This window comes from Pedobacter suwonensis (assembly GCF_044762335.1).
Classification (GTDB): Bacteria; Bacteroidota; Bacteroidia; order Sphingobacteriales; family Sphingobacteriaceae; genus Pedobacter.
Window position 1 is genome coordinate 189,515 of record NZ_JBIWEB010000008.1, and the last position, 25,672, is coordinate 215,186.

Genomic DNA, 25,672 nt, shown 5'->3' on the forward strand with positions numbered 1-25,672 from the left:
ATCATTTACCTTACTCCTCACTCAAAAACTTGTGAGTTTGCCAATCGCTCACTATATTGCGCCCTGCTAAACTAACTTAAACAACACACAAATTCTGAATTCATAAACTAAAACCAACAAATGTTTTATGCAAGCATCTAATGAAACCATTAGTATAGACCATGATAAGGAACTAGACCTTCATTTAGAAAGTCAGGGCGTATCCAAAGAAAAACTATTTAGCCACCCAGTTGGCCTTTTTGTACTCTTTTTCACCGAGATGTGGGAAAGATTTAGCTATTATGGTATGCGGGCCATATTGGTTCTTTTCCTGATTAGTGACCTGAGTAAAAACGGTTGGGGCTGGCCACGGCCAGAAGCTTTACAGCTTTATGCCATTTACACAGGTTTAGTATATTTTACCCCAATATTGGGTGGTTTAATTGCCGATAGATTTACAGGTTATAGAAAAGCTGTTATCATCGGCGCTTTTGTTATGACGCTCGGCCATGCAGCTATGGCACTTGAAGGTTTCAGCAATAACTTTTTCTATGCCGGCTTGCTATTATTGATTATTGGAAACGGATTTTTCAAACCAAATATTTCTTCCATTGTAGGTAAGCTTTATCCTCCTATCAGCGATAAAAAAGACAGTGCCTATGCCATTTTCTACATGGGTATTAACTCTGGAGCCTTCATCGGGATGTTAATGTGTGGTTACATTGGCGAAAAAGTTGGCTGGCACTACGGTTTCGGTCTTGCCGGTATTTTTATGCTCTTCGGTATGTTGCAATTTTACTTTGGACAAAAAATTTTCGGCGTAATAGGCGCTTCGGTAGATAGAGCAAAAGAAGTTGAAAAAGCAGACCCGACAGTAGAAGAAATTCCGAAAAAAGTAAGGAGCCAGCGTTTATGGGTTATTGCCATCTTATCTGTTTTTACCATTTTCTTCTGGATGGTATTCGAACAAGCCGGTGGTTCGATGACTATTTTCGCTAAAGATTATACACTTAGAAATTTAACCGGCGGTGCAGCAACTACTTTTAAATGGGTAGACAGCGTTCTTACGATATTTCCATTGGTAGCCGTAACTTTTGTATTATTCTCATTAGCCAGAAAAATATTTAAAAAATACCCGGCAACCATTTTATTTACCTTATTAAGCTTTGCCATTATCTGGGTATTAGCTATCTGGAAAGTAACTCGGGAACTGGGTTCGGTAAGTACTGAAGTACCTGCGTCATGGTTCAGCGTACTTAACTCATTCTTTATCGTTTCTTTAGCGCCAATTGTTTCTAAAATCTGGGAAACTAAATTTAACCCAAGCGGTCCTGTAAAATTTGGTTTTGGTCTTATATTCGTAGGTATTGGTTTCGCAGGACTGGCTTACGGAGGTTCTGCTATCCCACAGGGAGCTACATCGGCGCAAGTAAGTCTGTTCTGGCTTGTATTCGCTTATTTCTTTCATACTGTTGGCGAACTTTGCATTTCTCCGGTTGGTTTATCTTACGTAAGTAAACTTGCACCGGCTAATTTGGTAGGTTTAATGTTTGGTGTATTTTTCACCTGTACCGCCATCGGCAATTACCTTGCAGGTGCCACCGGATCACTGATTGATAAAATCAGTTCGGCTTATTCCATCTCAACCTTCTTTTTAATCTTCACCATCATTCCTATCGTAGCAGGCTTTATTATGTTCGCCATAAGTCCATTGTTGCGCAAATGGATGCATGGAGTTCACTAGTAAAAAAAATACTTTTACTCAAAAGCCCGATCTTTGTCGGGCTTTTCATTTTTAAACCTATTTAATGGAAAAAACAGTTTCAATAGAAGAAATTCAAAATTTTAAAGGCAAATACCCAAAACAGCTCTGGCACTTGTCGTTAGTTGAAATGTGGGAGCGTTTCTGCTTTTATGGAATGCGTGGCGTATTGGCTTTCTTCATGGTAGAGCAACTGGGCTTAAGCGACCAGAAATCTAACCTGCAGTACGGAGCTATACAGGCTTTTGTTTATGCATTTACCTTTATAGGTGGCATTTTCGCTGATAAGATTTTAGGCTTTAAAAAATCGTTGTTTTGGGGCGGTACTTTAATGATTATCGGGAACCTGATCCTGGCTTTCTCTCCCCACGATCTGTTTTATGCAGGCATTACCTTATCTATTATAGGAACCGGTTTTTTCAAGCCCAACGTTTCATCTATGGTTGGCGAATTGTACCATGAGACAGACAATCGAAGAGACGCGGGCTACGGGCTTTTTTATGCCGGTATTAATGTTGGTGGCTTACTGGGCGGTGCCATGTGTATCTACCTTGGTAAATATTACAACTGGCATTTGTGTTTCTTATCGGCCGCATTGGTGATGATGTTTGGTTTAGGCACATTCATTTTTACTAAAAAACATCTCGGACCAATCGGTAGTTCTCCATTGCTGCACCTTAAGAAATCAAAACAGCAGCTGTATGAAACAGCCGTTTATGTAGGGTCGGTATTGTGTATTCCATTGATTTACATCATGGTGAAAAATACCGATTTTACTGATTATTTTATGTACACGATCGGCATTATTGCCCTGGTATATTTCTTATACGAAACCTTTAAAATAAAAGATAAAAAAGCTCAGTATAAATTGTTGGCCGCTTTTGTATTCATCTTCTGTTACTTCATTTTTATGGCCATATCTGAGCAGAGCGGTGGTTCGCTTTCGTTATTTGCAAAGGATAACCTGGATCATAAAATCCTCTTCTTTAATATTGATCCGAATGTGGTAAACAATAGCGTTAACTCATTTTTTGTGATCGTTTTCAGTCCGGTTGTAGGTATTTTATGGCTCGGTCTGTATAAGCGTAAAATTGAACCTAATACGGTAGTGAAATTTGGATTAGGTTTCCTCCTGTTGGCTTTAAGTTTTTATGTCTTTTACGCCACCAGATTCTTTGCTAATGCCCAGGGGATTAGCTCACTGAACGTATTTACCTTCGCTTATTTATTATTGACACTAGGCGAACTCTGTTTGGGACCAATAGGGATGTCGATTATTACCAAATTATCACCAAAGAAGATGTTCGGCATGATGATGGGACTTTGGTTTTTATCAAGTGCTTTCGGGCAATTGGCTGCCGGTAAACTCGGTGCAGAAATGTCGAGTATTGAGAATGCAACATTAACCACTAAATTGATGGCTTATACCGAAGGTTATAAAACGCTGGCATTATATTCTTTAATTGCGGGTTTGGCATTGATTATTTTTTCGCAACTGGTTAAAAAGTTAATGCAGGAGGTGAGGTAAGAAGGACATCGTTTCGAGCAGAGTAGAGAAATTTATCCGATAAATGATTGTCTATTGAGATATGTGGAGATTTGAAAATGAAGGGACAGTATTTCTTGGAGGCCTGATGCCCCGCTCTTTGTTTCAAGTCCTCGTCCTCATACTTCGGCCTCCGGGCTTTACACGACGATCGGGTTTAGAAACAATGGTTTAGCAAGTAAAATCTAATCTGTAACAGACCGCTGAAATTAGCGGGAAACCATAAAGTCTAAAATCTATGAGAAATAATGGTATTAAAATAACTCCTAAGACAAGTTCAGAATAATGACCGAGGGGGACAAATCACCCGAATTCATGAAAATTCATGATGATTTCATATTAAATATTTACTTTCGCACGTTAAAAGCTAAGAAACGGTAAACCAAACAAAGGCCAAAACTTATTTTATTTAAAAACCACAACACACGTGTCAGATAGTTTAGTCATCATTCCCACCTACAACGAAAAGGAAAACATCGAAAAAATCATTAGGAAGGTTTTTTCTTTAACACAGCCTTTTCACCTTTTAATTATTGATGACGGTTCTCCTGATGGAACTGCTGAAATTGTAAAATCATTACAAAGAGAATACGAGGGGCACTTATTTATTGAAGAACGGGCAGGCAAACAAGGTTTAGGCACCGCATATATTTATGGTTTCAATTGGGCATTGCAACATGATTATGCCTATATTTTTGAAATGGACGCCGATTTTTCTCATAACCCTGAAGATTTACTGCGTTTACGCGAAGCCTGTGTAAACGGCGCAGATGTAGCCATTGGCTCGAGGTATGTTAAAGGTGTGAATGTGGTAAACTGGCCAATGGGCAGGGTTTTAATGTCGTATTTTGCTTCCATGTACGTACGTATCATTACCCGGATCAACATTCAGGATGCTACTGCCGGTTTTAAATGTTACCGCAGGATTGTGCTCGAAACTATCCCACTAAACAAGATTAAGTTTGTAGGTTATGCCTTCCAGATCGAAATGAAATTCACCGCCATTAAATTTGGCTTTAAGGTAGTTGAAGTTCCGATCATCTTTACCGATCGTACTGAAGGAACATCAAAAATGAGTACCCGCATTTTTAGGGAGGCTTTTTTAGGTGTAATCCAGATGAAAGTTTCGAGTTGGTTCAGGAACTATAGTCGGGAAGCTTAAGTTTGAAGCTGGAAGTTTGGAGTTTAGCATCAAATTCAGGACTTTCCTTTAGACTCCCGTATCATTGTACCAAAATCCTGTCCTTTATCCATTGCCTTAACAGTCATTACTATTCTCTTGGTACGCGTAGCTTCTGTTTTAGCCTGGTTAATCCAATTGATATAATAGTTTTGGTGCGATTGAGGCTGTTTTAAAAAGTTTTGGATTAAATGCGCTTCTTCTGACAGGCAGATTTCAAGATCTTCAGGCATTTCAATTTTAAAATCTTTATCTTCTTCCAAAGATAATTCTACAACTGCCCCGGCTTCTTTTTTAAGTTTTTTTCGTACATCGCTTTTTAAAGCTATAATAAAATCGCCCTCTCCCATTGGCAGAACTGCCATACCGTTAATCTCCAACTGATCTATCTTTCCCTTCACCCTGAAACTCTTTTTACAATTGGGTTTAATTCCGTTGGCTAAAGCAGCCGGGATAAATACATAACTCCAGCCCGTCTTTTCACCCATGGTTTCGAAACGTTCTATTTCTGCTTTGAGATGGATCATGAGTTTAAATATAGAAATTCTATTGAAAAAAAACCGTTAACGATACAATACGTTTAACTACAACGCACGCGTTTGGAAACGCACGCAAACAAAAAGATTCTTCCGACTCCGCTTATCAGAATGACAAGAAAATAAACAACCCGATGAAATTGCTTTACTAAAAAGTCGGGGCAAGCTTTTGTTCCTGCCCCGACAATGATCTCAACTAATAGTTTCCTGTAACACCAATCTCTAATCCTCTGAGTTCAGCAAGACCTCTTAATCGCCCTATAGCCGAATAACCCGGATTGCTTACTTTGGCCAGGTCATCCAACATCTGGTGCCCATGATCTGGGCGGAAAGGGATGGCCTGATCGCGTATTGCGTTTTCTGCGGTGAGCGCTTTCATGATCTCGTACATATTTACATCACCACCTAAATGATCGGCTTCGTAAAAACTGCCGTCTTCATCTTTTTTGACGTTACGCAAATGTGCAAAATATACCCTTTCTTTAACCGCATTAAAAATTTCTAAGGTATTATTCCCCATACCGGCACCTAACGAACCTGTACAAAAACAAACACCGTTAAAAGCCTGGTCCACTTCTTTAATAATGTAATTAAAATCTTCGAGTGTACTTGCTATTCTTGGTAAGCCTAAAATGGCATAAGGTGGATCATCCGGATGGATGGTCATTTTGATACCTTCTTCGGTACAAACCCCTGCAATAGATGATAAGAAAAACTTCAGATTCTCTTTTAAACCCTGTGTTCCAATCGCTTTATATTCGTTAATGCTGTTGCGCAGGGTTTCCAGTTCAATTTCTTTTTCGTTCGGGATGCCCATTAACACATTGATGCGGAGATCAACCAGAGCCTGTTCGGTCAAACTGGCAAATTTAGCGGCAGCCCGATCTAAAACAGATTTTGAATAATCTGCCTCCGCCCCTTCGCGCTTTAAGATATAGAGATCAAAAATGGCCAGATCGATCCAGTTGAAATAAAGTGCCTTTGATCCATCAGTCATTTCGAGATCGAGCTGTGTACGCGTCCAATCTAATACCGGCATGAAATTATAACAAACGATCTTAATACCGCAGGCCGACAGGTTGCGCAAAGAACTTTTATAATTTTCGATATACTGCCCGGCATCGGCCCTTCGGGTTTTAATGGCTTCGTGTACGGGAACGCTTTCTACTACCGACCAGGTTAAACCTGCAGCCTCAATAATGGCTTTTCTTTCCCGGATATCTTCCAAAGGCCAAACTTCACCATGCGGAATATGATGTAATGCTGTTACAATTCCTGTAGCGCCTGCCTGTTTAACATCTTGCAGGCTAACCGGATCATTAGGGCCATACCAACGCCAGGTTTGTTCTAATTTTTTCATGATATATAATTACACTGATTTATATGATTGCACTGATGAGTCTGATTTTAAAAATTTTCACGGTTAAATCCATTCCTTAAACGCCGGAGAATGCGGTAAAACCACCATCTACTTTAATATTTTCGCCGTTCACAAATTTAGCGGCGTCACTCAGCAGGTATACCAATGCTCCGATTAACTCTTCGGGTGCGCCAAAGCGTTTAAATGGGGTTTTTGCAATAATGGCCTGCCCCCTTGCGGTTAAAGAACCATCATTATTGGTTAATAGTGCCCTGTTCTGATTGGTGATAAAAAAGCCAGGTACAATGGAATTTATCCTGATTTTATCCTGGTAACGGTTGGCCAGCTCAACAGCCATCCATTTGGTAAAACAATCTATTGAAGTTTTGGCCAGTGAGTAACCCAATACACGTGTAACGGCCTGATTAGCAGAAACAGATGAAATATTGACGATACTTCCGCCAATTTTTGCGATTTCTCTTCCGAAAATCTGCGTAGGCAAAATGGTTCCGAATAAATTGAGGTCAAATGCCTGTTTCAGAGCTGAAATATTAAGGTCAAAAATATCGCTTCCGGGCTGGATTACTGCTTCGGCAATATTACCACCTGCTGCATTCACCAATGCATCTATACGCCCGTATGTTTTGATGATTGTTGTATTCGCATCTATCAGTTGCTGTTCATCCAGCACATCGGCAATAATATAAATCGCTTTACCGCCTGTATCAATTACCTCTGCTACCCTTTGTTTAGCCACCTCTTCGTTTCTCCCGATCACCACGATGGTGGCTCCGGCTGAGCACAAACCATTAACAAATGCCTCACCCAAAACACCTGTAGCCCCGGTTACAACTACTACCTTATTTTCCAATGAGAACAGGCCTCCAATTTCTTTTATCATCTTTAATGTCTTATAATATTATATTCAATTCTGATCTATCTCTTCAATACTGCACAAGCATATATCATTCTCTCAAACAACCACCGCCGCGACTGGATTTTATTTTTTACTTCTAAGCAAAGCTTCCAGATAATAATAATCGGCATAATTGATCGGTACATCTATTTCGGACTTGGCCGGACGATGCCCCGTACTATGGGTTAAAATGAAACCATAGTTTGAACCAATTTTACCCGTGTATTTAGTAGTGAGTGAGTTTAAGATCTTATCGGCTGCCGCTTTATATTTTTTAGCGTGGGCACTGTACTTTGCCAGCTCATAAAGTGCAGAAGCGGTAATGGAAGCAGCAGATGCATCTCTTGATGTTTCAGGGATTTTCGGATCATTGTAATCCCAATAAGGAATTCCGTCAACAGGGGTAATTTTATCGTTCAGGATAAAATCTGCAATCCCATCGGCCTGAGTTAAATAAATCCTATTTTTAGTTTCGCGATAACACATGGTATAACCATATAACGCCCATGCCTGTCCTCTGGCCCAGGCGGATTCGTTTGCATAACCCTGTGCCGTTACTTTCTGAAGCACTTTACCTGTCAAGGTATCGTAATCGATAACGTGGTAAGAACTAAAATCAGGTCTGAAATGGTTTTTTAAAGTGGTATTGGCATGCGTTACCGCAATTTTGTAAAAAGATGAATCGCCCGTTAACCTCGTGGCTTCGAACAAGAGTTCAAGGTTCATCATGTTATCGATAATTACCGGATATTTCCATTTATCGCCATTATGATCCCACGATTTGATCACGCCTGCCGTAGCATTAAACCTGGTTGATAAGGATTTTGCGGCCTGGATAATTACCGCTCTGTAAGCCGGATCGCCTGTTAAGCGGTAGCCATTACCAAACGGGCAATAGATCATGAAACCGAGATCGTGTGTTCCTTTGTTAAACTGCTCCGGCCTGATGTCTTCAGTATACTTTCTGGCCAATTGCAGCCATCTTTTGTCCTTTGTATATTGATAGAAATACCAGAGTTCAGCCGGGAAAAATCCGCTGGTCCAGTCTCCTGATCCCACCATTTTAAACTGTCCGTTTTCTACCGTACGTGGCGAAACGAGATCAGGCCTGATGCGGCGTGCTGAATCTACATTTTTGATCAATACATTGGTTTGTTGGGCTGCCGATGCAAAGGCTTTAGCTACATCTAATTTCTGTGCCCTTACCATATTGACAATCAATATACTTATTCCTACCAGGATTAATTTTGTCTTCATATGATAAACAGATTTATTTGGTTACGGCTAGTCAAATGAGCGTTACCTTTCCAAACTTTATTCTTTGAAGTAACTTTACCTGACGTCCTTTTTCTGAAAACCATTTTGCTTAACCTATTTATTGTTCTATTTGTATTTAACCTGCATTTGGTCGTAAAAATCTTTTAGCACAAAAAATGCTTTCTTTTTCTGACCTGTTTCACTGATCAACCCTTTACGGTTCCAAAAATTCTGATAGATCGGGTGCTGTCTCCGTGGCGACCTGAAATCGGTTAAGATCCATGGCGTCATGCCGCGCAAGGCACCGATTTTGCTCAACATTGTTATCTGGTTTTTATATAAGGCCTCCTGGTATTCTTCACTCCAGCGGGTATTTTCATCGGCATGGAAACCAGCCAAAGCGCCACCACCGAATTCTGAAATCACAACCGGCTTTTTATATTTGATATCGAAATTGTATTTGACAATTTCGGATGGGTTACCGCCAGAGTACCAGCCAGCATATTCATTAAAACTAACCAGATCTATTTTTTCGCCCAGAGGATCATTTAATACCATATTATTTCCTTCGCGGTGTACCTCTAGAGCAGCGGCAATCAAACGGGTATCATCCAATGCCCGGGCAGCTTCAGCCAAATTGCTCATAAAACTCAAACGGGCATCGCTTAGCGGCGTTTCATTCCCAATCGACCAGACAATTACACTTGCCCTGTTTTTATCGCGTACAATTAAATCAGTCAGTTGCTTTTTGGCGTTAGCATAGGTTGCGGGGTTGGTCCAGCTGATGGTCCAGTAAACAGGCACTTCGGCCCAAACCAGTAAGCCCATTTCATCAGCAAGGCGGATCATCTCTTCATTATGCGGATAATGCGCTAATCGCACATAATTACAATTCAGGTCTTTAGCCCACTGTAACATCATACGCATATCTCCTTCTGATCGTAAACGCCCGGCTAAAAGCGGATTCTCATCATGGAGTGATATCCCTCTTAAAAAAACAGATTTACCGTTCAGCAGAATGCTATCGCCGTTGACCTGAATGGTTCTGAAACCAATTTTATCATTGATATTTTCTTTATCACTTTTAATATTTACCTCATATAATTTCGGTGTTTCCGGCGACCATAAACTTAAATTGTTCCAGATAAATTCGTCAGCTATTTTACCTTCACTATCTGTTTTATATTTCCTTTCAAGCTTAAGTTCGGGGATGGACAACGTAATTTCCTGACCGGCGGTTGCATCAGCCAGTTTTGCCGAGAAATTTAAAAGGTTATTATTTCCCTTTACCAACTGCAGTTTGTAATCACTGATAAAATGCTCCGGAAACTCAGCTAAAAAAACATCTCGGGTAATGCCACCATAATTCCACCAATCGGTATTTACGGTTGGAATTTCATCCTGCCTGCGGATATTATCGACCTTAAGTACAATGGAGTTTTCGCCAGTTTTTAAAGTATTGGTTACATCAAACTGGAATGGCGTAAAACCGCCTTTGTGCACGCCAAGTTTTTTCCCGTTAAGGTAAACATGTGCTTCGTAGTTTACCGCTCCAAAGTAGACGAAATATTTTTTTCCTTTTTCAGGTTTTGCCTCAAACTTTCTGCGCAGCCAGATATTACCTTCGTAAAGTTCTAATTTTTCTGACTGCGAATTCCAATCGCCGGGAACGTTCATTTGTGGCGAATGGTCAAAATCATATTCAATCAGTTCTGATTTGTCTTTCTGCACTTTATCATCATAAAAACCTCCTGATCCACTTTTAGACTGATCAAAAGGATCATGACGATAATCGTAATAACCATTTTCGTACGGATCTATAATATAATTCCATTTCCCATTAAGACTCTGTATTTTCCGGCCCTTAATGTTCTGTATAGCCGTAACCTGACCGTAACTGAATGAGGAAAGAAGCGAAAAGCAGATTAAAAATACGCTATAGGTTGTTTTTAGCATAACTTAAATTTTAATATGATTAATTGATCGTTTCAAAACTAACAATTAATTGCGGACGGTTTCGCTTCGACTGGCCTAAATTTGAGCATTATTATGTTTTTGCCTGGTTATATTGAACCAACGAATTTAGAAAAGCTAAAGAGATTAATTGATTTCAAGTGAACCAAAACAGGCTAAAAACAAATTGAAACCCTATTTCAAACGTTTGAAATAATGGCATTTTTTCTTAATTATGCATAGCTATCGGAAAAGATGATGAACAATACACCCATAACCCTGAAATTCTTGGCTGAAAAGTTAAAGATGTCAGTTTCTACGGTATCAAAAGCCCTTAATAATTACCCCACCATAAATGCATACACGAAGCAGCGTGTTCAGGAAATGGCCCGCGAGCTACATTTTACGCCCAATAAATCTGCCATCAACTTAAAGGAAAAGAAATCACGTATTATTGGAGTAGTCCTGCCTAACCTTTTAGACCATTTTTTCACCAGAAGTATTGATGGCATAGAGCAAGTAGCAACACAAAATGGATACAATGTGATCATCAGTCAATCGCATGATGAGCTGGCAAAGGAGATACAGTCGGCAAATATGCTGTTAAGGAGTCGTGTTGACGGTTTGATTGTAGCCATTTCGAAACAAACACAGGATTTTGCACACCTTAATCAGTTTGAACATATGGGCATTCCGGTAGTTTATTACACACGCAACCCGAGCTTTAATTTAAGCTGCCACAAGGTTTTGGGCAACACTTTTCAGGGTTGCTATGAGGCCACCAAATTTTTGATCAACAGGGGGCATACCAAAATTGCCTACCTGGGCGGCCCAAAGATGACCAATTTTACACACGACCGTTTTAATGGCTATATTCATGCCTTAAAAGATAATGATGTCGCTTTTTCAGCAAAATTTGTTGCTTATACTGATTTTGACAGGGAAAATACCATCGCTGCAATTAAGAATTTATTTGCCGATCCAGACGATATGCCCACTGCACTTGTGGCTTTTAAAGAACCTATTCTTTTTGATGCTATAAAATACCTTAAATCATCAAACCATCCTAACTTTGATAAAATTGAAAGCATAGGTTTTGGAAACAATGCATTTATTAATTACCTCGATTCGCCCCCTATCGCCTCGATTGAAGAAAATCCCGAATCGGTAGGTGAAAATGCCATTAAACTCCTGTTCCGGTTAATCAATAAAGAAATCGATATGAAAAACCATCAGAAAGTGATGGTGGACTGTAAGTTAGTGGTGCACGGGTAAGCATTTGTTGACAGGCATTCTGCGTTTTGTTCGCAACTTCTGTGCTGTCAGATGTTACCATCTGACTGGTTTTGCTTTATTTTACACCTGATCTATTTATAAAGTGTAAGATTGAAACATCTAACACCACTTAAAAATACTAATTCAACGAAACTGCACTGCTATTCACTTGACTTCTGTGCCGCTCGTTATACACAAATGCCGCAACAATTAATAGCCCTGCAATTCCTTCAAAAGCAACCACTACCTGCGTACCGAAAAGATGAGCCAGATAACCCATCAACAAGCTGCCAATTGGCAACACGCCCTGATAAGCCATAATATAGTAACTCATTGTCCTTCCCCTCATTGCATCATCGGCATGTGTTTGCAAATAAGTGTTAATAGATGAATTTTGGGCCATCAAACCCAGAGCAGCTAAACTGGTACAAACTAATGCGAGAATAAGTGATGGCGATATAGCGAGTGCCACAACGGAAACAGCCAGCAAAACACCCGACAACATGACGATTTTCTGCAGATTCTGACCTGCTTTTAATGTAGCCATATAAATGGCCCCGAAGAACGCCCCAAATCCGGCAGCACTTTCGAACCAGCCAAATGTTGTAGCATTCCCGCTGAAAATATCTTTTGCAAAAACGGGTAACAAAGTGGTAAAAGGGATAACCAGTAAACTTGATGCAGCCATTGTTAATACCATGGCGGCCAGGTCTGGCGATGATTTAAGGTAATCATATCCTTTTTTAAGGTCAACCCATATATTTTCCGTTGACTTTTGATGCTCGGTAAGTTTAAGCTTCATCATCACCATGCAAGCTAATACAGCAATAAAACTGATAAAATTGATGATAAAACAGATATCCTCTCCTAAGGTACTTAAAATCACTCCTGCCAGCGCCGGACCAATTAGCCTGGCCGCATTAAACATAGAAGAGTTGAGCGCAATGGCATTGGGCAAATCTTCTTTATCATCAATTAAATTTACCATTAACGATTGGCGTGCCGTCACATCAAAAGCATTTACCAGGCCCTGAACCAGCGAAAGTGCTGCAATCCAGAACATATCGTACACTTTAAACCAGATCATTAACGCCAGGGCGCCAGCCTGCAACATCAGAATTACCTGGGTAATCACCAATATTTTATATTTATTGTGCCTGTCTAAATAACTTCCTGCATAGGGCGCCAACACCAGAGAAGGAATTAAACTTAAAAAAGTAATCAATCCCAATAAAAAAGCTGACCCTGTTAAACGGTAAACCAGCCAGCTAATGGCAACACGCTGCATCCATGTACCAATTAATGAAATGGCCTGACCGGTAAAGAACAGCCTGTAATTATAATGCCTTAACGAACGAAAAATACTCATGATTAAAATAGTAAAGTAACTTTACAAAGTTACAAAATACATAAACATTACTTAAGCCAAAAAATACAATTTTTATCATTTTAAAATCAAAAATTAAACATTACAAAAAGCCACCACCATTTATGATTAAAAATAAAGCGCTATCTTTGTAAAGTATATTTACCAATAGAATGCCAACTCAAACACAAGAAATTGCTGCAAAGTTAAGAAGCACGGTTACCCGCTTAACCAGGGCGTTACGCAAACAGAACGTAAGTTCAGAATTTAGCAATGCAGAAATATTAACCATGTCGCTATTGGAGCAACATGGCAAATTGCTGTCTACGGAGCTGGCCGACATGGAAAGGGTGTCTAAACAGGCCGTTTCTCAGATCATCAACCGACTTTTCGATGCCAAATGTGTAGCACGATTCCCCAGCGAGGAAGATAAGCGAAAAGTTTTTATCGGATTAACCGAACTTGGAGAAAAACATCTTATTGCTACCCGAAAGATAAAAGAAGAGTGGCTGGTTCAAACCATGGAAAAAATCTTTTCTTCAGAAGAAATCAATTTGATACAGGCTTTCTTGCCATTACTTTCGCGACTGGTAGAACACAATGATGCAAAGACATAGTTTTTCTTTTTCCCGTTCGCTAAATAAGCCTTATCTTGCAACCTTAAATGGCACTGTATTTCACCTCAATTAATTCGGGCAGCAATGGCAATTGTTACTACATTGGTAATGATCATGAGGCCGTTTTGGTTGATATTGGCCTGACCTGCAAAGAGGTTGAAATCCGCATGAACCGTTTGGGGCTGTCTATAAGTAAAGTAAAAGCAATCTTTATCTCGCACGAGCATAGCGATCACATCAAGGGCTTAGCCGTTTTTGCTAAAAAATACAAACTCCCCGTTTACATTAGTACACCAACTTTAAGAAACAGCAGGCTTCTGCTCGACGCGAACAACACCTTTTCCCTTAGGCACCAGCAACATATTCAGATCGGCAGTTTAAAGGTTGCTGCTTTTTCTAAATTCCACGATGCGGCCGATCCCTACAGCTTTACGATTGAATGTAACGAAGTACGTGTTGGTGTTTTTACAGATATAGGCTCGGTATGCGATCGCCTGATTGCACATTTTAAAAATTGCCATGCCGCTTTTTTAGAGGCTAATTATGATGCACAAATGCTGGAAAACGGTAGCTATCCTTATTTTTTGAAGCGAAGGATTACAAACGGCCACGGACACCTCAGCAATGCGCAGGCTTTAGAACTGTTCATCAACCATAAAGCGCCTTACATGAGCCACTTATTATTGAGCCATTTATCAAAAGACAATAATGATGCAGCCCTTGTGGAAAAACTTTTCAAAAATGTAGCAGGCGATACTTTTATCAAGGTAGCTTCAAGACATGAAGAAACGGAGCTTTATTACGTTTGCAATAGCCAAAACACGCAGGAACCTTATTCTTTCGATCCAAGTCTGTACCAACCGGCACAGCTCAACCTGTTTTAGCATCTCGAGTCAAAAACAACTGCACTTTTTTATAAATGATTAGACGGTTTTCGACTATCTTAGATAGTCAAACCACTATTCAATAATAAGACACCAATCAATCGTCGATAAATTTATTTTTTTCAAAAACTTTTTATCCGGGCAGGCGTTATATATATACTTCATAAATAGTTTGTTTGGTTTATTTGGGGCTTATGGATTTAAGCCCCTTTCTTTTTTTTAACCGGTTACATTCCAGGCTAGCCATGGTTTCATGCTGAGTTTATTTTACAAGTATAAACAGTGTTTTCAATTGCCCTTTAGCTACCTCGCGGTCAGCTTTTAATTGCAGCTAAGCCCCTGAAATAAATCTGACAGTTATCGAATCAGGGTGACCACCAGCTTAAGCAAATATTCACCTAGAAGCTGCAAATAGTAATTGAACTTAGGTTAATAAACAAAAAAAGGCAAAATGGCTATTTACCACTTTACCTTTTAATTATTTGTTGAGCGAAAGATCAAATCAATCTTTCCCTTTTACGTCATCTATTTTTCATCCTTTACAGGTATTTGGTAAGGGCCTCATCAGTAGGTTTTGTTTTTGAACGGAAACGGTGTACCAATTCACCTTTTTCATTGATTAAGAACTTCTCAAAATTCCATTTGATATCGCCCTGCTCTTCGGTATTGGTCTGAGATGTTAAATATTTAAATAATGGACTAATATCATTGCCTTTAACGCTGCTTTTTTCGGCCAGCAAAAAGGAAACATTGTACTTTCCGGTACAAAATTCTTTAATTTCTGCATTGGTAGAAAATTCCTGACCGCCAAAGTTACCTGCAGGGAAACCGATTAGAACTACTTTTTTACCATACTGTTTCTGAAGTTTTTCTAAATCTTCATACTGCGGTGTGAAACCACATTTAGATGCAGTATTAACAATCAAGATTTTTTTGCCTTTAAATTTAGAAAGTTTAATTTCCTTGCCATCAATGGTTTTGAAGCTGAAATCGTAAACATTTTTTGGTGGCGACACCAATAAGTTTAATAGGATTAGAATAGTGCTGATCATCGTTTTTTTAATTTTATATACGAATATAGCCACAAATAGTTTTTACAAGTGTGATTTGCATGTAAATTAATTTATCCGCTTCCAATTCCGTCAAATTCTTTCCACTATCGAGCTATTTTATTATCGAACATTATCAATAGTGTGGAAATGAAAGTGCGGGTGTCTTGTGTAGTAATTGGTCTTGCTACCGCTTATTTCCCCGCTGCGCAGAGGGCTGTTCCGCTATTATCAAACCAGTTAATAACAGGTTATTGATCTTTTGCAATCCTAGTTCGGCATAAAGCTGATAAAACCGCAATATTAGTAAAGGCCAGGCCACCTAAACACCAGTGAAGCGGATAACCCGGAGACCAGGGAATGGCGGTTGCAGATTTGAAGCAACAGGCGGGAGCAAGCCTTAGCTACCCACCAACGAAACTGCTTTTCAAAAAGAATTAAAACCAGATTAAAACCGCCTGATAATCCTATATATTTTACCAACATTTGAGATTTTTTTTGTATTAAATTCTCATCGGGTTTGGATTTGTGCCCTAATTATAGCTTTATTTGCACAAAAACGTATTTCATGGCCAAAAATTTATTAATCGTCGAGTCACCCGCAAAAGCTAAAACTATTGAAGGCTATCTAGGTAAAGATTTCCTGGTGAAATCTAGCTATGGCCATATCCGTGATTTAGTTAAAGGTGATATGGCGATTGATATCAAGAATAATTTTGCCCAAACCTATGAGGTGCCTGCCGATAAGAAAAACGTGGTTTCTGAATTAAAAAAGCTAGCTAAAGAAGCCGAAATGGTATGGCTAGCATCCGATGAGGACCGCGAGGGAGAGGCCATTTCGTGGCACTTATTCGAAACTTTAGGCCTGAAAGTGGAGAAAACAAAACGTATCGTTTTTCATGAAATTACCAAACCGGCCATTTTAAAAGCAATTGATAGTCCGAGGGGAATTGATTATAACCTGGTAAACGCTCAACAGGCACGCCGTGTGTTAGATCGTTTAGTGGGTTTCGAACTTTCTCCGGTGTTATGGAAAAAAGTAAAACCATCACTTTCTGCAGGCCGTGTACAATCGGTAGCGGTACGTTTAATAGTAGATAGAGAGCGTGAAGTTTTAAACTTTAATGCTACTGCTGCCTATAAAATTACCGCTCAGTTCTCAACCGGAAAAGGAAAAGAAATGGTAAAGGCAGAACTTCCACAGCGTTTTGAAAAGGAGGCTGAGGCAGAAAAGTTTCTTCAGGACTGTGTAAATGCTAAATTCGATATCACCAGTTTGGAAACAAAGCCTGCCAAACGCAATCCTGCAGCTCCATTTACCACTTCTACCCTACAGCAAGAGGCCTCCAGAAAATTAGGTTTTTCGGTAGCACGAACCATGCAGGTAGCGCAAAGATTATATGAGGCCGGTAAGATTACCTACATGAGAACAGATTCGGTCAACTTATCAGAAACTGCTGTTAATGCTGCTGCCGCCGAAATTAAATCAGCTTATGGCGAAAAATATCATCAGCCAAGGGTATATAAAACCAAATCGGCAGGTGCACAGGAAGCGCACGAAGCCATCCGCCCTACTTATTTCGACAGACATACGGTAGATGGTGATATTTCAGAAAAGCGTTTGTACGATCTGATCTGGAAACGTTCTATTGCATCGCAAATGAGCGAAGCATTATTCGAAAAAACCACAGCCCAGATTACTGCATCAACCAGAAAAGAACACCTGGTAGCTGAAGGTGAAGTATTAAAGTTCGACGGCTTTTTAAAAGTTTACCTGGAATCTACCGACGATGATGAAAACGAAGAAAAAGAAGGTGGTGCCATTTTACCTCCTTTAGCAAAAGGGCAGGAATTATTTATAAAAGAAATGCAGGCCACGGAGCGTTATTCCCGTCCGCCAGCCAGATATACTGAGGCCAGCTTGGTTAAAAAACTGGAAGAACTGGGCATTGGCCGTCCATCTACCTACGCTCCAACTATTTCTACGGTACAAAACCGTGGTTATGTAGTAAAAGAAGATAGAGATGGCAAAAAGCGCAATTTTACGGCTATTGTTTTAGCAGATGGAAAAGTAAAAAAAGAAATTAAATCAGAAATTACCGGTGCTGAGAAATCAAAACTCTTCCCAACTGATATTGGTGAAGTAGTAAACGATTTTTTAGTGGAGCATTTTAAAGGAATTGTCGACTTCAACTTCACAGCAAAGGTGGAGAAAGAATTTGATGAGATTGCACAGGGGTTACAGGAATGGACCAAAATGTTGCACTCATTTTATAACCCCTTTCATAGTGAGGTAGAAACAACACTTGAAACAGCAGAACGTGCCACCGGCGAGCGATTATTGGGGGTAGATCCGGCAAGTGGCAAAAATGTATATACCAAGGTTGGAAAATTTGGCCCTTTGGTTCAGATCGGAGAATTGGATGATGAGGAAAAGCCTCGATATGCCAGTTTAATGCGCACGCAGTCTGTCGCAACCATTACTTTAGAGGAAGCGCTGGAACTGTTTAAACTTCCTTTCCAGCTCCCTGATTTTGAAGGCAAAGAGGTAATGGTTGGGGTTGGCCGTTTTGGTCCATACGTTAAATGGGGCGAAAGCTTTATTTCTCTTCCTAAAAACGAAGAGCCGCTATCGGTAACTTATGAACGTGCGGTTGAAATTATCAAAGAAAAAATGGATGCCGATGCACCTATTGCTTTTTACGAAGGTTTAGGCGTAACAAAAGGAAAAGGCCGCTTTGGTCCCTTTATTAAATGGAACGATCTCTTTATCAATATCCCTGCAAAAGGATATGATTTTGATAATTTAACCCAAGAGGATATCAATACCTTAATTAGCAAAAAAGTAGAAAAAGAGGCCAATAGGTATATCAAAACCTGGGATGCCGAAAAAATTTCTATTGAAAATGGCCGTTGGGGTCCTTTTATCCGTTTTGGTAAACAGATGCTTAAATTACGGAATAATGAGGCAACCAAGCAAAAATATACACCGGAAGAACTGGCCGATATCGATTTGGAAACCGTTAAGAAAATGATTGTGGAACAAGTGCCAAACGCTTTCGAAACGAAGAAAAAAGCACCGGCAAAGAAAAAAGCGGCACCGGCAAAAAAGGCAGTTGCAAAGAAAAAATAGACCAGGATTAAATGATTTTAGGATTCTCTCATACAAAATAAATTATATAATTAAACAGTTAACCCAGTTGAAAGCAGATTTACCTGAAAATATAGTTGAAGATATTGCCATGGCCGTTGTTTTAATGGGTGAAACACCCGAAGTAAAAAACTGGACGGTTTATCTTGTTAATCTTAAAAACGAGACCTTAACCAATGTATTGATCAGCTCTAAAGGTTATGGTGAAAAAGACGGCAAGCAGGTAAAAACTTCCGTGTTAAGACACTTTATTGGCGATATGGAAGCCAATTCTTTTGCTGGAGTAGAAGCCATCGATCCGGAAGTTTTTGGCTTAACCAACGAATATTGGTTAAGTTATTACATCGGCAGTACTATTTACGATAAAAAATTTATATTTCTGCCTGAAAGCATTATCGATTCCAACCTGATCAAAATACCTTTGGTTAACAAGCCTGGGGTGATGATTAAATAGTTTGGAGTTTGGGGTTTGGAGTCCCGAGTCGAATTCAGTTTAAAAAATTAGTCTTACACAAGCTTAAGTCGCTAGCAAATGACTTAAGACTGTGGACTAAGGACTTCAGACTTAACTAAGGTACCTTAACCGCTTGCCTTCCAAGCAGCTTCCATCCAGCCTTTTCCTTGCTCCAGATAAGGAGGATGTACAAATTTACACTCCCTCTAATGCCCTTATCATTGGTTTGAGCCATTAATTTATGTCTTACCAATGCTGTATTTCCCTGAATAATTGTTTTAGGATCGCCCAGAACAATATCATCTAAAAAATCAGATTCACCGGAAAGCAGCGAATGCATAAACTCTTGCTTAGTTTGTACTTTCCCGCTTGAGTGACCATAACTTAAATTATTAAGTAATAACTTATCTAAGCCTAAGCTATCCGGATGGATCATTAAGTTTATAAGTTGATCTACCGCTTTATTAACTTCCTTTTCTGCATTTGTCTTCTGCGCAAAACAAAAAGTTGTAGAAATTAGTAAACACGAAAAAATAAGGAGTTTTTTGATCATACCTGGTCATTTAAAGTTGAAGTTGTAAACATATCCAAAAGCCTTTACAAGAGCAACATATTCGTTATAATTTTCCACATTATTCTGTTTAACGTTGAATTTAGTTAATTTTCTGATGAAATATGGTTTTAACGATCAAAATAGCTTAATTACGGCATAGCAATTGCTCCAACCGCAAGATTATATCTCATGTCTCTTAACAAATTTCATTTATGAAACAACCATCTACCTACCAATCGTCCTCAAAAAAGAAATTTATTTTTATTGGCTTGCTTGCTGTTTCGATAGCGTCAATTGTATTTATTTATTTCAATAAAAAAAAGAAAAGCAACGAAGAAAACCAGGCTTACGCAAAATACATCGAAGCCTACACTTCCGGTACCATCTCTAAAAAGAGTTTCATCCGCGTACACCTGGCAAATGCAGCAACGGGTATGCAGGATCTGGGAAAAGCAGACACAAGGGAGCTTTTCGACTTCTCCCCGTCCATATCTGGAAAGACCTATTGGATAGACCCTCAAACCGTTGAGTTCAGACCTGATGAAAACCTTAAACCAGGCAAAAACTACGAAGCTACCTTTAAACTTTCGGAAGTTTCTGATACAGAAAAAGGTCTTGAAGATTTCGAATTCGAATTCAAAGTCATCACTCCAGGGCTAATACTTTCTCAAAACGGATTGGTTTCTCAGAATAATACTTCTCTGGATTACATGAAACTCACCGGTGAATTGGCTACTGCTGATGTGGAAGAAACCAGTAAAATAGAAAAAACACTCTCACTGGATTTTGATCAGAAATTAAAAATTAAATGGCAACATGATCCAGCTAAAAATAGTTCGAAATTCACCATTGATAGCATTAAAAAGATAGGTAACGACCAAACATTAAAAATAGAATGGGATGGTGATGCCATTGATGCAGATCAAAAAGGTGAAGTAGCAATTCGCGTTCCGGCAATCAACAAATTCGAAATCCTCGACATGAAGGCTATCCAGGGTGAAGAGGATTATGCCCTGGTTCAGTTTTCTGAACCGATTGGGGTTGGTCAGGATTTGACCGGTATGATTACCCTGGGCAATTTGGGTGATTTGAGGTATACCATTGATGCCAGTCAGGTTAAAGTCTATGCTGGAGAAGAGCTGAAAGGCAATTATGCACTTAACGTAAACGCCGGGGTTGAAAACATCAACGGGAAAAAATTGTCTGATGGCAAAATGGCGAATCTTGTTTTTGAAGATAAATTACCAGCGGTGACCATTGCAGGTGCCGGCGCCATTTTGCCGAACTCCGGAAAGCTGGTTTTACCTTTTGAAGCGATCAATCTAAAAGCCGTTGATGTTACGGTGATTAAGATTTATGAAAATAATATCCCCCAGTTTTTCCAGACTAATAGTTATAAGGATGGTAACGAGTTGCGACGGGTGGCTAAACCCATCCTGCAGAAAACGGTGCATTTAGATGAAGATAAGGCACTTAACCTTCATAAAAAAAACCGTTTTACACTTGATCTGGATAAAATGATCCGTACTGAGCCGGGAGCCATGTACAGGGTTACCATTGCCTTCAGACAGGAGTATAATGCCTACAATTGTAAAGCCGGAGAAGACAAATCCGATGGTAGTGACGAAGAAAGTGAATACGGTGATTATGAAGGCTACGGTGAAAAAATTGATGAGGATGATGATTTCTGGCAGCGTTACAACAATTATTACCCGTCTAATTACAGATGGAATGATAAAGATAATCCATGTACACCATCATTTTATACCAGCCAGCGCTGGGCGAGCAGAAACTTAATTGCTTCAAATATAGGTTTGGTGGCTAAACGTGGTAATGATAACAGCATGCTGATTGTAGCAACCAATTTATTAACAGCCAAACCATTAAGTGGTGTAAATCTGGAATTAATGGACTACCAGAAACAGATTATTTTCACCACCAAAACTGATGGCGATGGCTTCGCCAGGTTTGACCTGAAACGCCAGCCTTTTTTATTGATTGCCAAAAATGGTTCGGAACGTGGCTACCTTAAATTAGACGATGGCAGCTCGCTGCCTCTAAGCAGATTCGATGTGGGTGGTGATGTTGTTCAAAGCGGATTAAAGGGTTTCATTTATGGAGAACGCGGAGTCTGGCGACCGGGAGATAGTTTATTTGTTTCCTTTGTTCTGGAAGATAAACTCAAAAAACTGCCGGCCAATTATCCGGTAACAATGGAATTTTACAACCCTAAAGGTCAGCTTTACAAAAGGTTGATTAATGGTAAGCCATTAAATGGGTTTTATACCTTTAAAACTGCGACAGAAAGTACTGCACCAACAGGAAACTGGATGGCCAAGGTAAAAGCTGGCGGTGCTACATTCACCAAAACTTTAAAAATTGAAACCATAATGCCAAACCGTTTGAAAATTGATTTCAATATTGGCAACAGAACATATTTAAGTGCAGGAACATCAGCCGCTACCCTATCGGCCAGGTGGCTTTTTGGTGCTGTTGCACAAAACTTAAGAGCAAAGGTTGATGTAAACTTAAATACTACCGAAACCAAATTTAAAGGTTTTGATGGTTTTAGCTTTGATAATCCAACGGTTAACTTCGAATCGCAGGTAAAAACAATTTTCGAAGGCACTTTGAACCAAAACGGTACTGCTCAGGTCAACACCAACCTGAATGAGAATAATACCGCGCCTGGTGTGTTAAGGGCAAATTTTACCACAAAAGTTTTCGAACCCGGAGGTAATTTCAGCATCGATAATTTTAGCATTCCTTATCATGTGTACAACAGTTACTTAGGTATCCGTACCGCAAAAGGCGACCGCCTAAGTGGTATGTTGGTTACAGGTAAAGATCATAAAGTGGAAATTGTTAATGTAAATACCGATGGAAAATTATTGACTGGAACCAAAACGGTTACCGTAGAATTATATAAAACCCAATGGCGCTGGTGGTGGGAACAGGATGACCAGTATACTTACGCCAACTTTACCCAAAATCAATACAACAAATTAGTTGAAAGTCATCAGGTAAATTTGTTCAATGGAAAAGGAAGCTGGAATTTACGCGTTGATGAACCGGAATGGGGCCGTTATCTGATTCTGGTACGCGATGTAAACGGCGGACATGTTACCGGAAAATCAGTTTATATCGATTGGCCGGGTTGGGCACAGCGAGAACAAGGCAGTAATCCAACAGAAGCCTCCATGTTATCGTTCACCGCTGATAAAGAAAAATTCACTGTTGGAGAGGATATTACTTTAACCATACCAACAGGTAAAAATGGAAGAGCGCTCATTTCAATTGAAAATGGAAGCCATGTGTTAAAAACGTTCTGGGTAGATACCAAAGCAGGCCAAACACAATTTAAATTTAAGGCAGAAAAAGAGATGGCACCTAATGTTTTTGCCAACATTACTTTATTGCAACCACACGCACAGACGGTTAACGATTTACCGATCAGAATGTATGGCGCTATTCCTCTTGCTATAGAAGATCCGCAAACGATTTTAAAACCGACCATTAAAATGGCAGATAAGATTAAACCGGAAACCGAAAATACCATTACTGTGGGTGAACAGAATGGCAAAGCCATGACCTATACCATTGCGCTGGTTGATGAAGGTTTGCTTGACTTAACCCGGTTTAAAACGCCTGATCCACATGGTGTGTTTTATGCCCGCGAGGGTTTAGGGGTTAAAACATGGGATTTATTCGACTATGTTCTTGGCGCCTGGGGTGGAAATTTAGAACGAATTTTAAGTATCGGCGGTGATGGAAGCATCAACAAAAATTTAAATCCGGCAAAAGCCAACCGTTTTAAAGCGGTGGTTAAATTTATGGGGCCATTTGCTATTGGTAAAGGCGAAAGTAAAACGCACAAGTTTAAATTGCCACAATATATTGGCGCCGTAAGGGCTATGGTAGTTGCCGGACAGGATGCGGCATATGGTTTTGCAGAAAAATCAGTTCAGGTTAAAAAACCTTTAATGGTTTTAGCCACCCTGCCAAGGGTTATTGGTCCTGGAGAAAGTTTCACTTTACCGGTAACCGTATTTGCCACAGAGAAAAACCTCAAAAATGTATCGGTACAACTGCAGACCAATAATTTAATTGTCCAGAGCAGTAACAAGCAACAACTTTACTACAAACAAACAGGTGAACAAATGGCCTATTTTGAGGTAAAAGCACCAAATACCGTTGGTATTGCCAAAGTGAAAGTAATTGCACAAAGCGGAGCCGAAAAAACAGTTTATGATGTGGAAATGGATATCAGAAATCCAAACCCATATGTAACCAATGTGGTTTCTGCAACCGTTCAGCCACATACCAAATGGGCTGTAAATTATTTACCAATCGGAATGACGGGTACCAATTCAGGTTCGCTGGAAGTATCTTCTATCCCGGCAATTAACCTGGGCAAAAGATTGAGTTACCTCATTCAATACCCACATGGCTGTATCGAGCAGACAACTTCGGGCATATTCCCTCAGTTATTCTTAGATCGGTTAAGCCCATTGAACCAACAGCAGAAAGCTAAAACGGAAAAAAACATCAAAGCTGGAATAAATAGGCTTAAAGGTTTCCAAACGACTGACGGCGGTTTATCTTACTGGCCTGGCGAAGGTACATCGGATGAATGGGGAAGTAATTATGCCGGTCATTTTTTAATTGAAGCACAAAATGCCGGTTATACCTTACCCGTTGGTCTTTTAGATGAGTTATTGCGCTTTCAAAAATCAAAGGCTACAAACTGGGCGCCAAACAGCAATAATTTTTATGGCGGCGATTTATCGCAAGCATATCGTTTATATGTGCTGGCAATGGCTAAAAGACCAGAGATGGCAGCTATGAACCGTTTGAAAGCTTTCCAATATTTATCTGTATCAGCGAAGTGGCGTTTGGCAGCGGCCTATAAACTGGCCGGGCAAAATGATGTGGCTCAAAATATGATCAAAGGCCTGGAAACATCCATTCAGCCCTATAAACAATTGGGAGGAACTTATGGCTCTGATGTGCGTGACGAAGCTATGATTTTAGAAACGTTGACACTACTTGGTCAGAAAGCAAAAGCAGCAGGTTTATTGCAACCTTTAGCAGCCAAACTGGGTGAAAACACCTGGTATAGCACACAAACAACTGCTTATAGTTTATTGGCTATCGCTAAATTCTGCGGATCCAACCAGTCGGCTAGTAAGCTGCAATACCAATATGTATTGGATGGTAAGTCTGCACCTGTAAACTCTACGCAATATATCAATAGTATACCGGTAACCTTTAAAGGAAATACGGCTTCGGTTACCAATAATGGAAATAATGTACTATTTGTACGTTTGGTTTTAGAAGGACAACCAGTTGCTGGTCAGAATAACTTTTTACCTGACCGTCCTGATGTTTTAGAAATGAGCGTGAACTACAAACGTTTAAACGGAAAAGTTTTAGACCCTACTACCCTGAAACAAGGAACAGATTTTTATGCCGAAGTAACCATCAAAAACCCTGGCAGAATGGGTTACTACGAACAAATGGCATTAACGCAGATTTTCCCTTCTGGATGGGAAATCATCAATACCCGTGTAAATGATAACCAAAGTATTCTGGCATCATCTCCTTTCACCTATCAGGACATCAGAGATGATCGTGTTTTCACTTATTTCAATGTAAGGGAAGGCGAAAGTTTGGTTTATAAGGTACTGCTTAATGCTTCTTACCTGGGTAAATACTATCTGTCAGCCGTTCAATGTGAAGCGATGTATAATAATGATATTTCGGCTACTGAACCTGGCAAATGGGTGCAGGTGGTGAAATAAGTTGTAAACTAAATTAACAATAAATTTCAA

General features: G+C 39.7%; 17 protein-coding genes. 9 read left to right on the top strand and 8 right to left on the bottom strand.

What is annotated here, in order from left to right; translation table 11 throughout:
- The first annotated feature begins 127 nt into the window (after window positions 1-127).
- The 3 genes from ACIQXP_RS14760 (at window position 128) to ACIQXP_RS14770 (ending at window position 4,449) form a co-directional block, all read left to right on the top strand.
- The gene (locus tag ACIQXP_RS14760; RefSeq protein WP_293741340.1) at window positions 128-1,723 is read left to right on the top strand and encodes a peptide MFS transporter; all 1,596 of its coding nucleotides are present in this window, start codon (window positions 128-130) and stop codon (window positions 1,721-1,723) included.
- A 64-nt stretch (window positions 1,724-1,787) separates the two neighbouring features.
- Window positions 1,788-3,269 carry a peptide MFS transporter gene (locus ACIQXP_RS14765; protein ID WP_387505827.1) on the top strand — a complete coding sequence of 494 codons (1,482 nt, stop codon included), beginning with the start codon at window positions 1,788-1,790 and terminating at the stop codon, window positions 3,267-3,269.
- Window positions 3,270-3,714: 445 nt separating this feature from the next.
- On the top strand, window positions 3,715-4,449 hold the full coding sequence (locus ACIQXP_RS14770) for a polyprenol monophosphomannose synthase (RefSeq protein WP_293741342.1): 735 nt from the start codon (window positions 3,715-3,717) through the stop codon (window positions 4,447-4,449).
- 35 nt (window positions 4,450-4,484) lie between these two features.
- Here ACIQXP_RS14770 and ACIQXP_RS14775 read toward each other — a convergent pair whose 3' ends face one another.
- The 5 genes from ACIQXP_RS14775 to ACIQXP_RS14795 all read right to left on the bottom strand — a co-directional run bounded on the left by ACIQXP_RS14775 (window position 4,485) and on the right by ACIQXP_RS14795 (window position 10,492).
- Window positions 4,485-4,994 carry a YdeI/OmpD-associated family protein gene (locus ACIQXP_RS14775; RefSeq protein ID WP_387505828.1) on the bottom strand — a complete coding sequence of 170 codons (510 nt, stop codon included), beginning with the start codon at window positions 4,992-4,994 and terminating at the stop codon, window positions 4,485-4,487.
- 205 nt (window positions 4,995-5,199) lie between these two features.
- Window positions 5,200-6,363 (bottom strand): mannonate dehydratase, encoded by a 1,164-nt coding sequence (gene uxuA, locus ACIQXP_RS14780; protein WP_293741344.1) that lies wholly within the window; start codon window positions 6,361-6,363, stop codon window positions 5,200-5,202.
- Window positions 6,364-6,439: 76 nt separating this feature from the next.
- The gene (locus ACIQXP_RS14785) at window positions 6,440-7,264 is read right to left on the bottom strand and encodes an SDR family oxidoreductase (protein ID WP_387505829.1); all 825 of its coding nucleotides are present in this window, start codon (window positions 7,262-7,264) and stop codon (window positions 6,440-6,442) included.
- A 99-nt stretch (window positions 7,265-7,363) separates the two neighbouring features.
- Window positions 7,364-8,536 (bottom strand): glycoside hydrolase family 88 protein, encoded by a 1,173-nt coding sequence (locus ACIQXP_RS14790; RefSeq protein WP_387505830.1) that lies wholly within the window; start codon window positions 8,534-8,536, stop codon window positions 7,364-7,366.
- Window positions 8,537-8,662: 126 nt separating this feature from the next.
- Window positions 8,663-10,492, bottom strand: coding sequence for a glycoside hydrolase family 2 protein (locus ACIQXP_RS14795; protein WP_167543437.1), 1,830 nt, complete (start codon window positions 10,490-10,492; stop codon window positions 8,663-8,665).
- Window positions 10,493-10,747: 255 nt separating this feature from the next.
- Here ACIQXP_RS14795 and ACIQXP_RS14800 point away from each other — a divergent pair, with 255 nt between their 5' ends.
- Window positions 10,748-11,764, top strand: a complete 1,017-nt coding sequence (locus ACIQXP_RS14800; RefSeq protein WP_293741371.1) for a LacI family DNA-binding transcriptional regulator — start codon at window positions 10,748-10,750, stop codon at window positions 11,762-11,764.
- A 139-nt stretch (window positions 11,765-11,903) separates the two neighbouring features.
- Here ACIQXP_RS14800 and ACIQXP_RS14805 read toward each other — a convergent pair whose 3' ends face one another.
- The gene (locus ACIQXP_RS14805; protein ID WP_387505832.1) at window positions 11,904-13,133 is read right to left on the bottom strand and encodes an MFS transporter; all 1,230 of its coding nucleotides are present in this window, start codon (window positions 13,131-13,133) and stop codon (window positions 11,904-11,906) included.
- A gap of 170 nt (window positions 13,134-13,303) precedes the next feature.
- Here ACIQXP_RS14805 and ACIQXP_RS14810 point away from each other — a divergent pair, with 170 nt between their 5' ends.
- Entirely contained in the window at window positions 13,304-13,747 is a 444-nt protein-coding gene (locus ACIQXP_RS14810; protein WP_293741348.1) for a MarR family winged helix-turn-helix transcriptional regulator, read from the top strand.
- Window positions 13,748-13,794: 47 nt separating this feature from the next.
- Entirely contained in the window at window positions 13,795-14,631 is an 837-nt protein-coding gene (locus ACIQXP_RS14815; RefSeq protein ID WP_387505833.1) for an MBL fold metallo-hydrolase, read from the top strand.
- Between the two features lie 539 nt (window positions 14,632-15,170).
- On the opposite strand, the gene ACIQXP_RS14820 is transcribed toward ACIQXP_RS14815, so the two are convergent.
- Window positions 15,171-15,683: a glutathione peroxidase gene (locus ACIQXP_RS14820; RefSeq protein WP_387505834.1), complete on the bottom strand. Its 513-nt coding sequence runs from the start codon at window positions 15,681-15,683 to the stop codon at window positions 15,171-15,173.
- A gap of 565 nt (window positions 15,684-16,248) precedes the next feature.
- On the opposite strand from ACIQXP_RS14820, the gene topA reads away from it, so the two are divergent.
- On the top strand, window positions 16,249-18,813 hold the full coding sequence (gene topA, locus ACIQXP_RS14825) for a type I DNA topoisomerase (protein ID WP_387505835.1): 2,565 nt from the start codon (window positions 16,249-16,251) through the stop codon (window positions 18,811-18,813).
- A 67-nt stretch (window positions 18,814-18,880) separates the two neighbouring features.
- Window positions 18,881-19,285 carry a hypothetical protein gene (locus ACIQXP_RS14830; RefSeq protein ID WP_293741352.1) on the top strand — a complete coding sequence of 135 codons (405 nt, stop codon included), beginning with the start codon at window positions 18,881-18,883 and terminating at the stop codon, window positions 19,283-19,285.
- Between the two features lie 115 nt (window positions 19,286-19,400).
- Here the strand turns inward: ACIQXP_RS14830 and ACIQXP_RS14835 are convergent, their stop codons facing one another.
- A complete protein-coding gene (locus ACIQXP_RS14835) occupies window positions 19,401-19,838 on the bottom strand; it encodes a nuclear transport factor 2 family protein (RefSeq protein WP_387505836.1) in 438 nt (145 codons plus the stop codon).
- Between the two features lie 212 nt (window positions 19,839-20,050).
- On the opposite strand from ACIQXP_RS14835, the gene ACIQXP_RS14840 reads away from it, so the two are divergent.
- Window positions 20,051-25,642, top strand: coding sequence for an alpha-2-macroglobulin family protein (locus ACIQXP_RS14840; RefSeq protein WP_387505837.1), 5,592 nt, complete (start codon window positions 20,051-20,053; stop codon window positions 25,640-25,642).
- The last annotated feature ends 30 nt before the right edge of the window (window positions 25,643-25,672 follow it).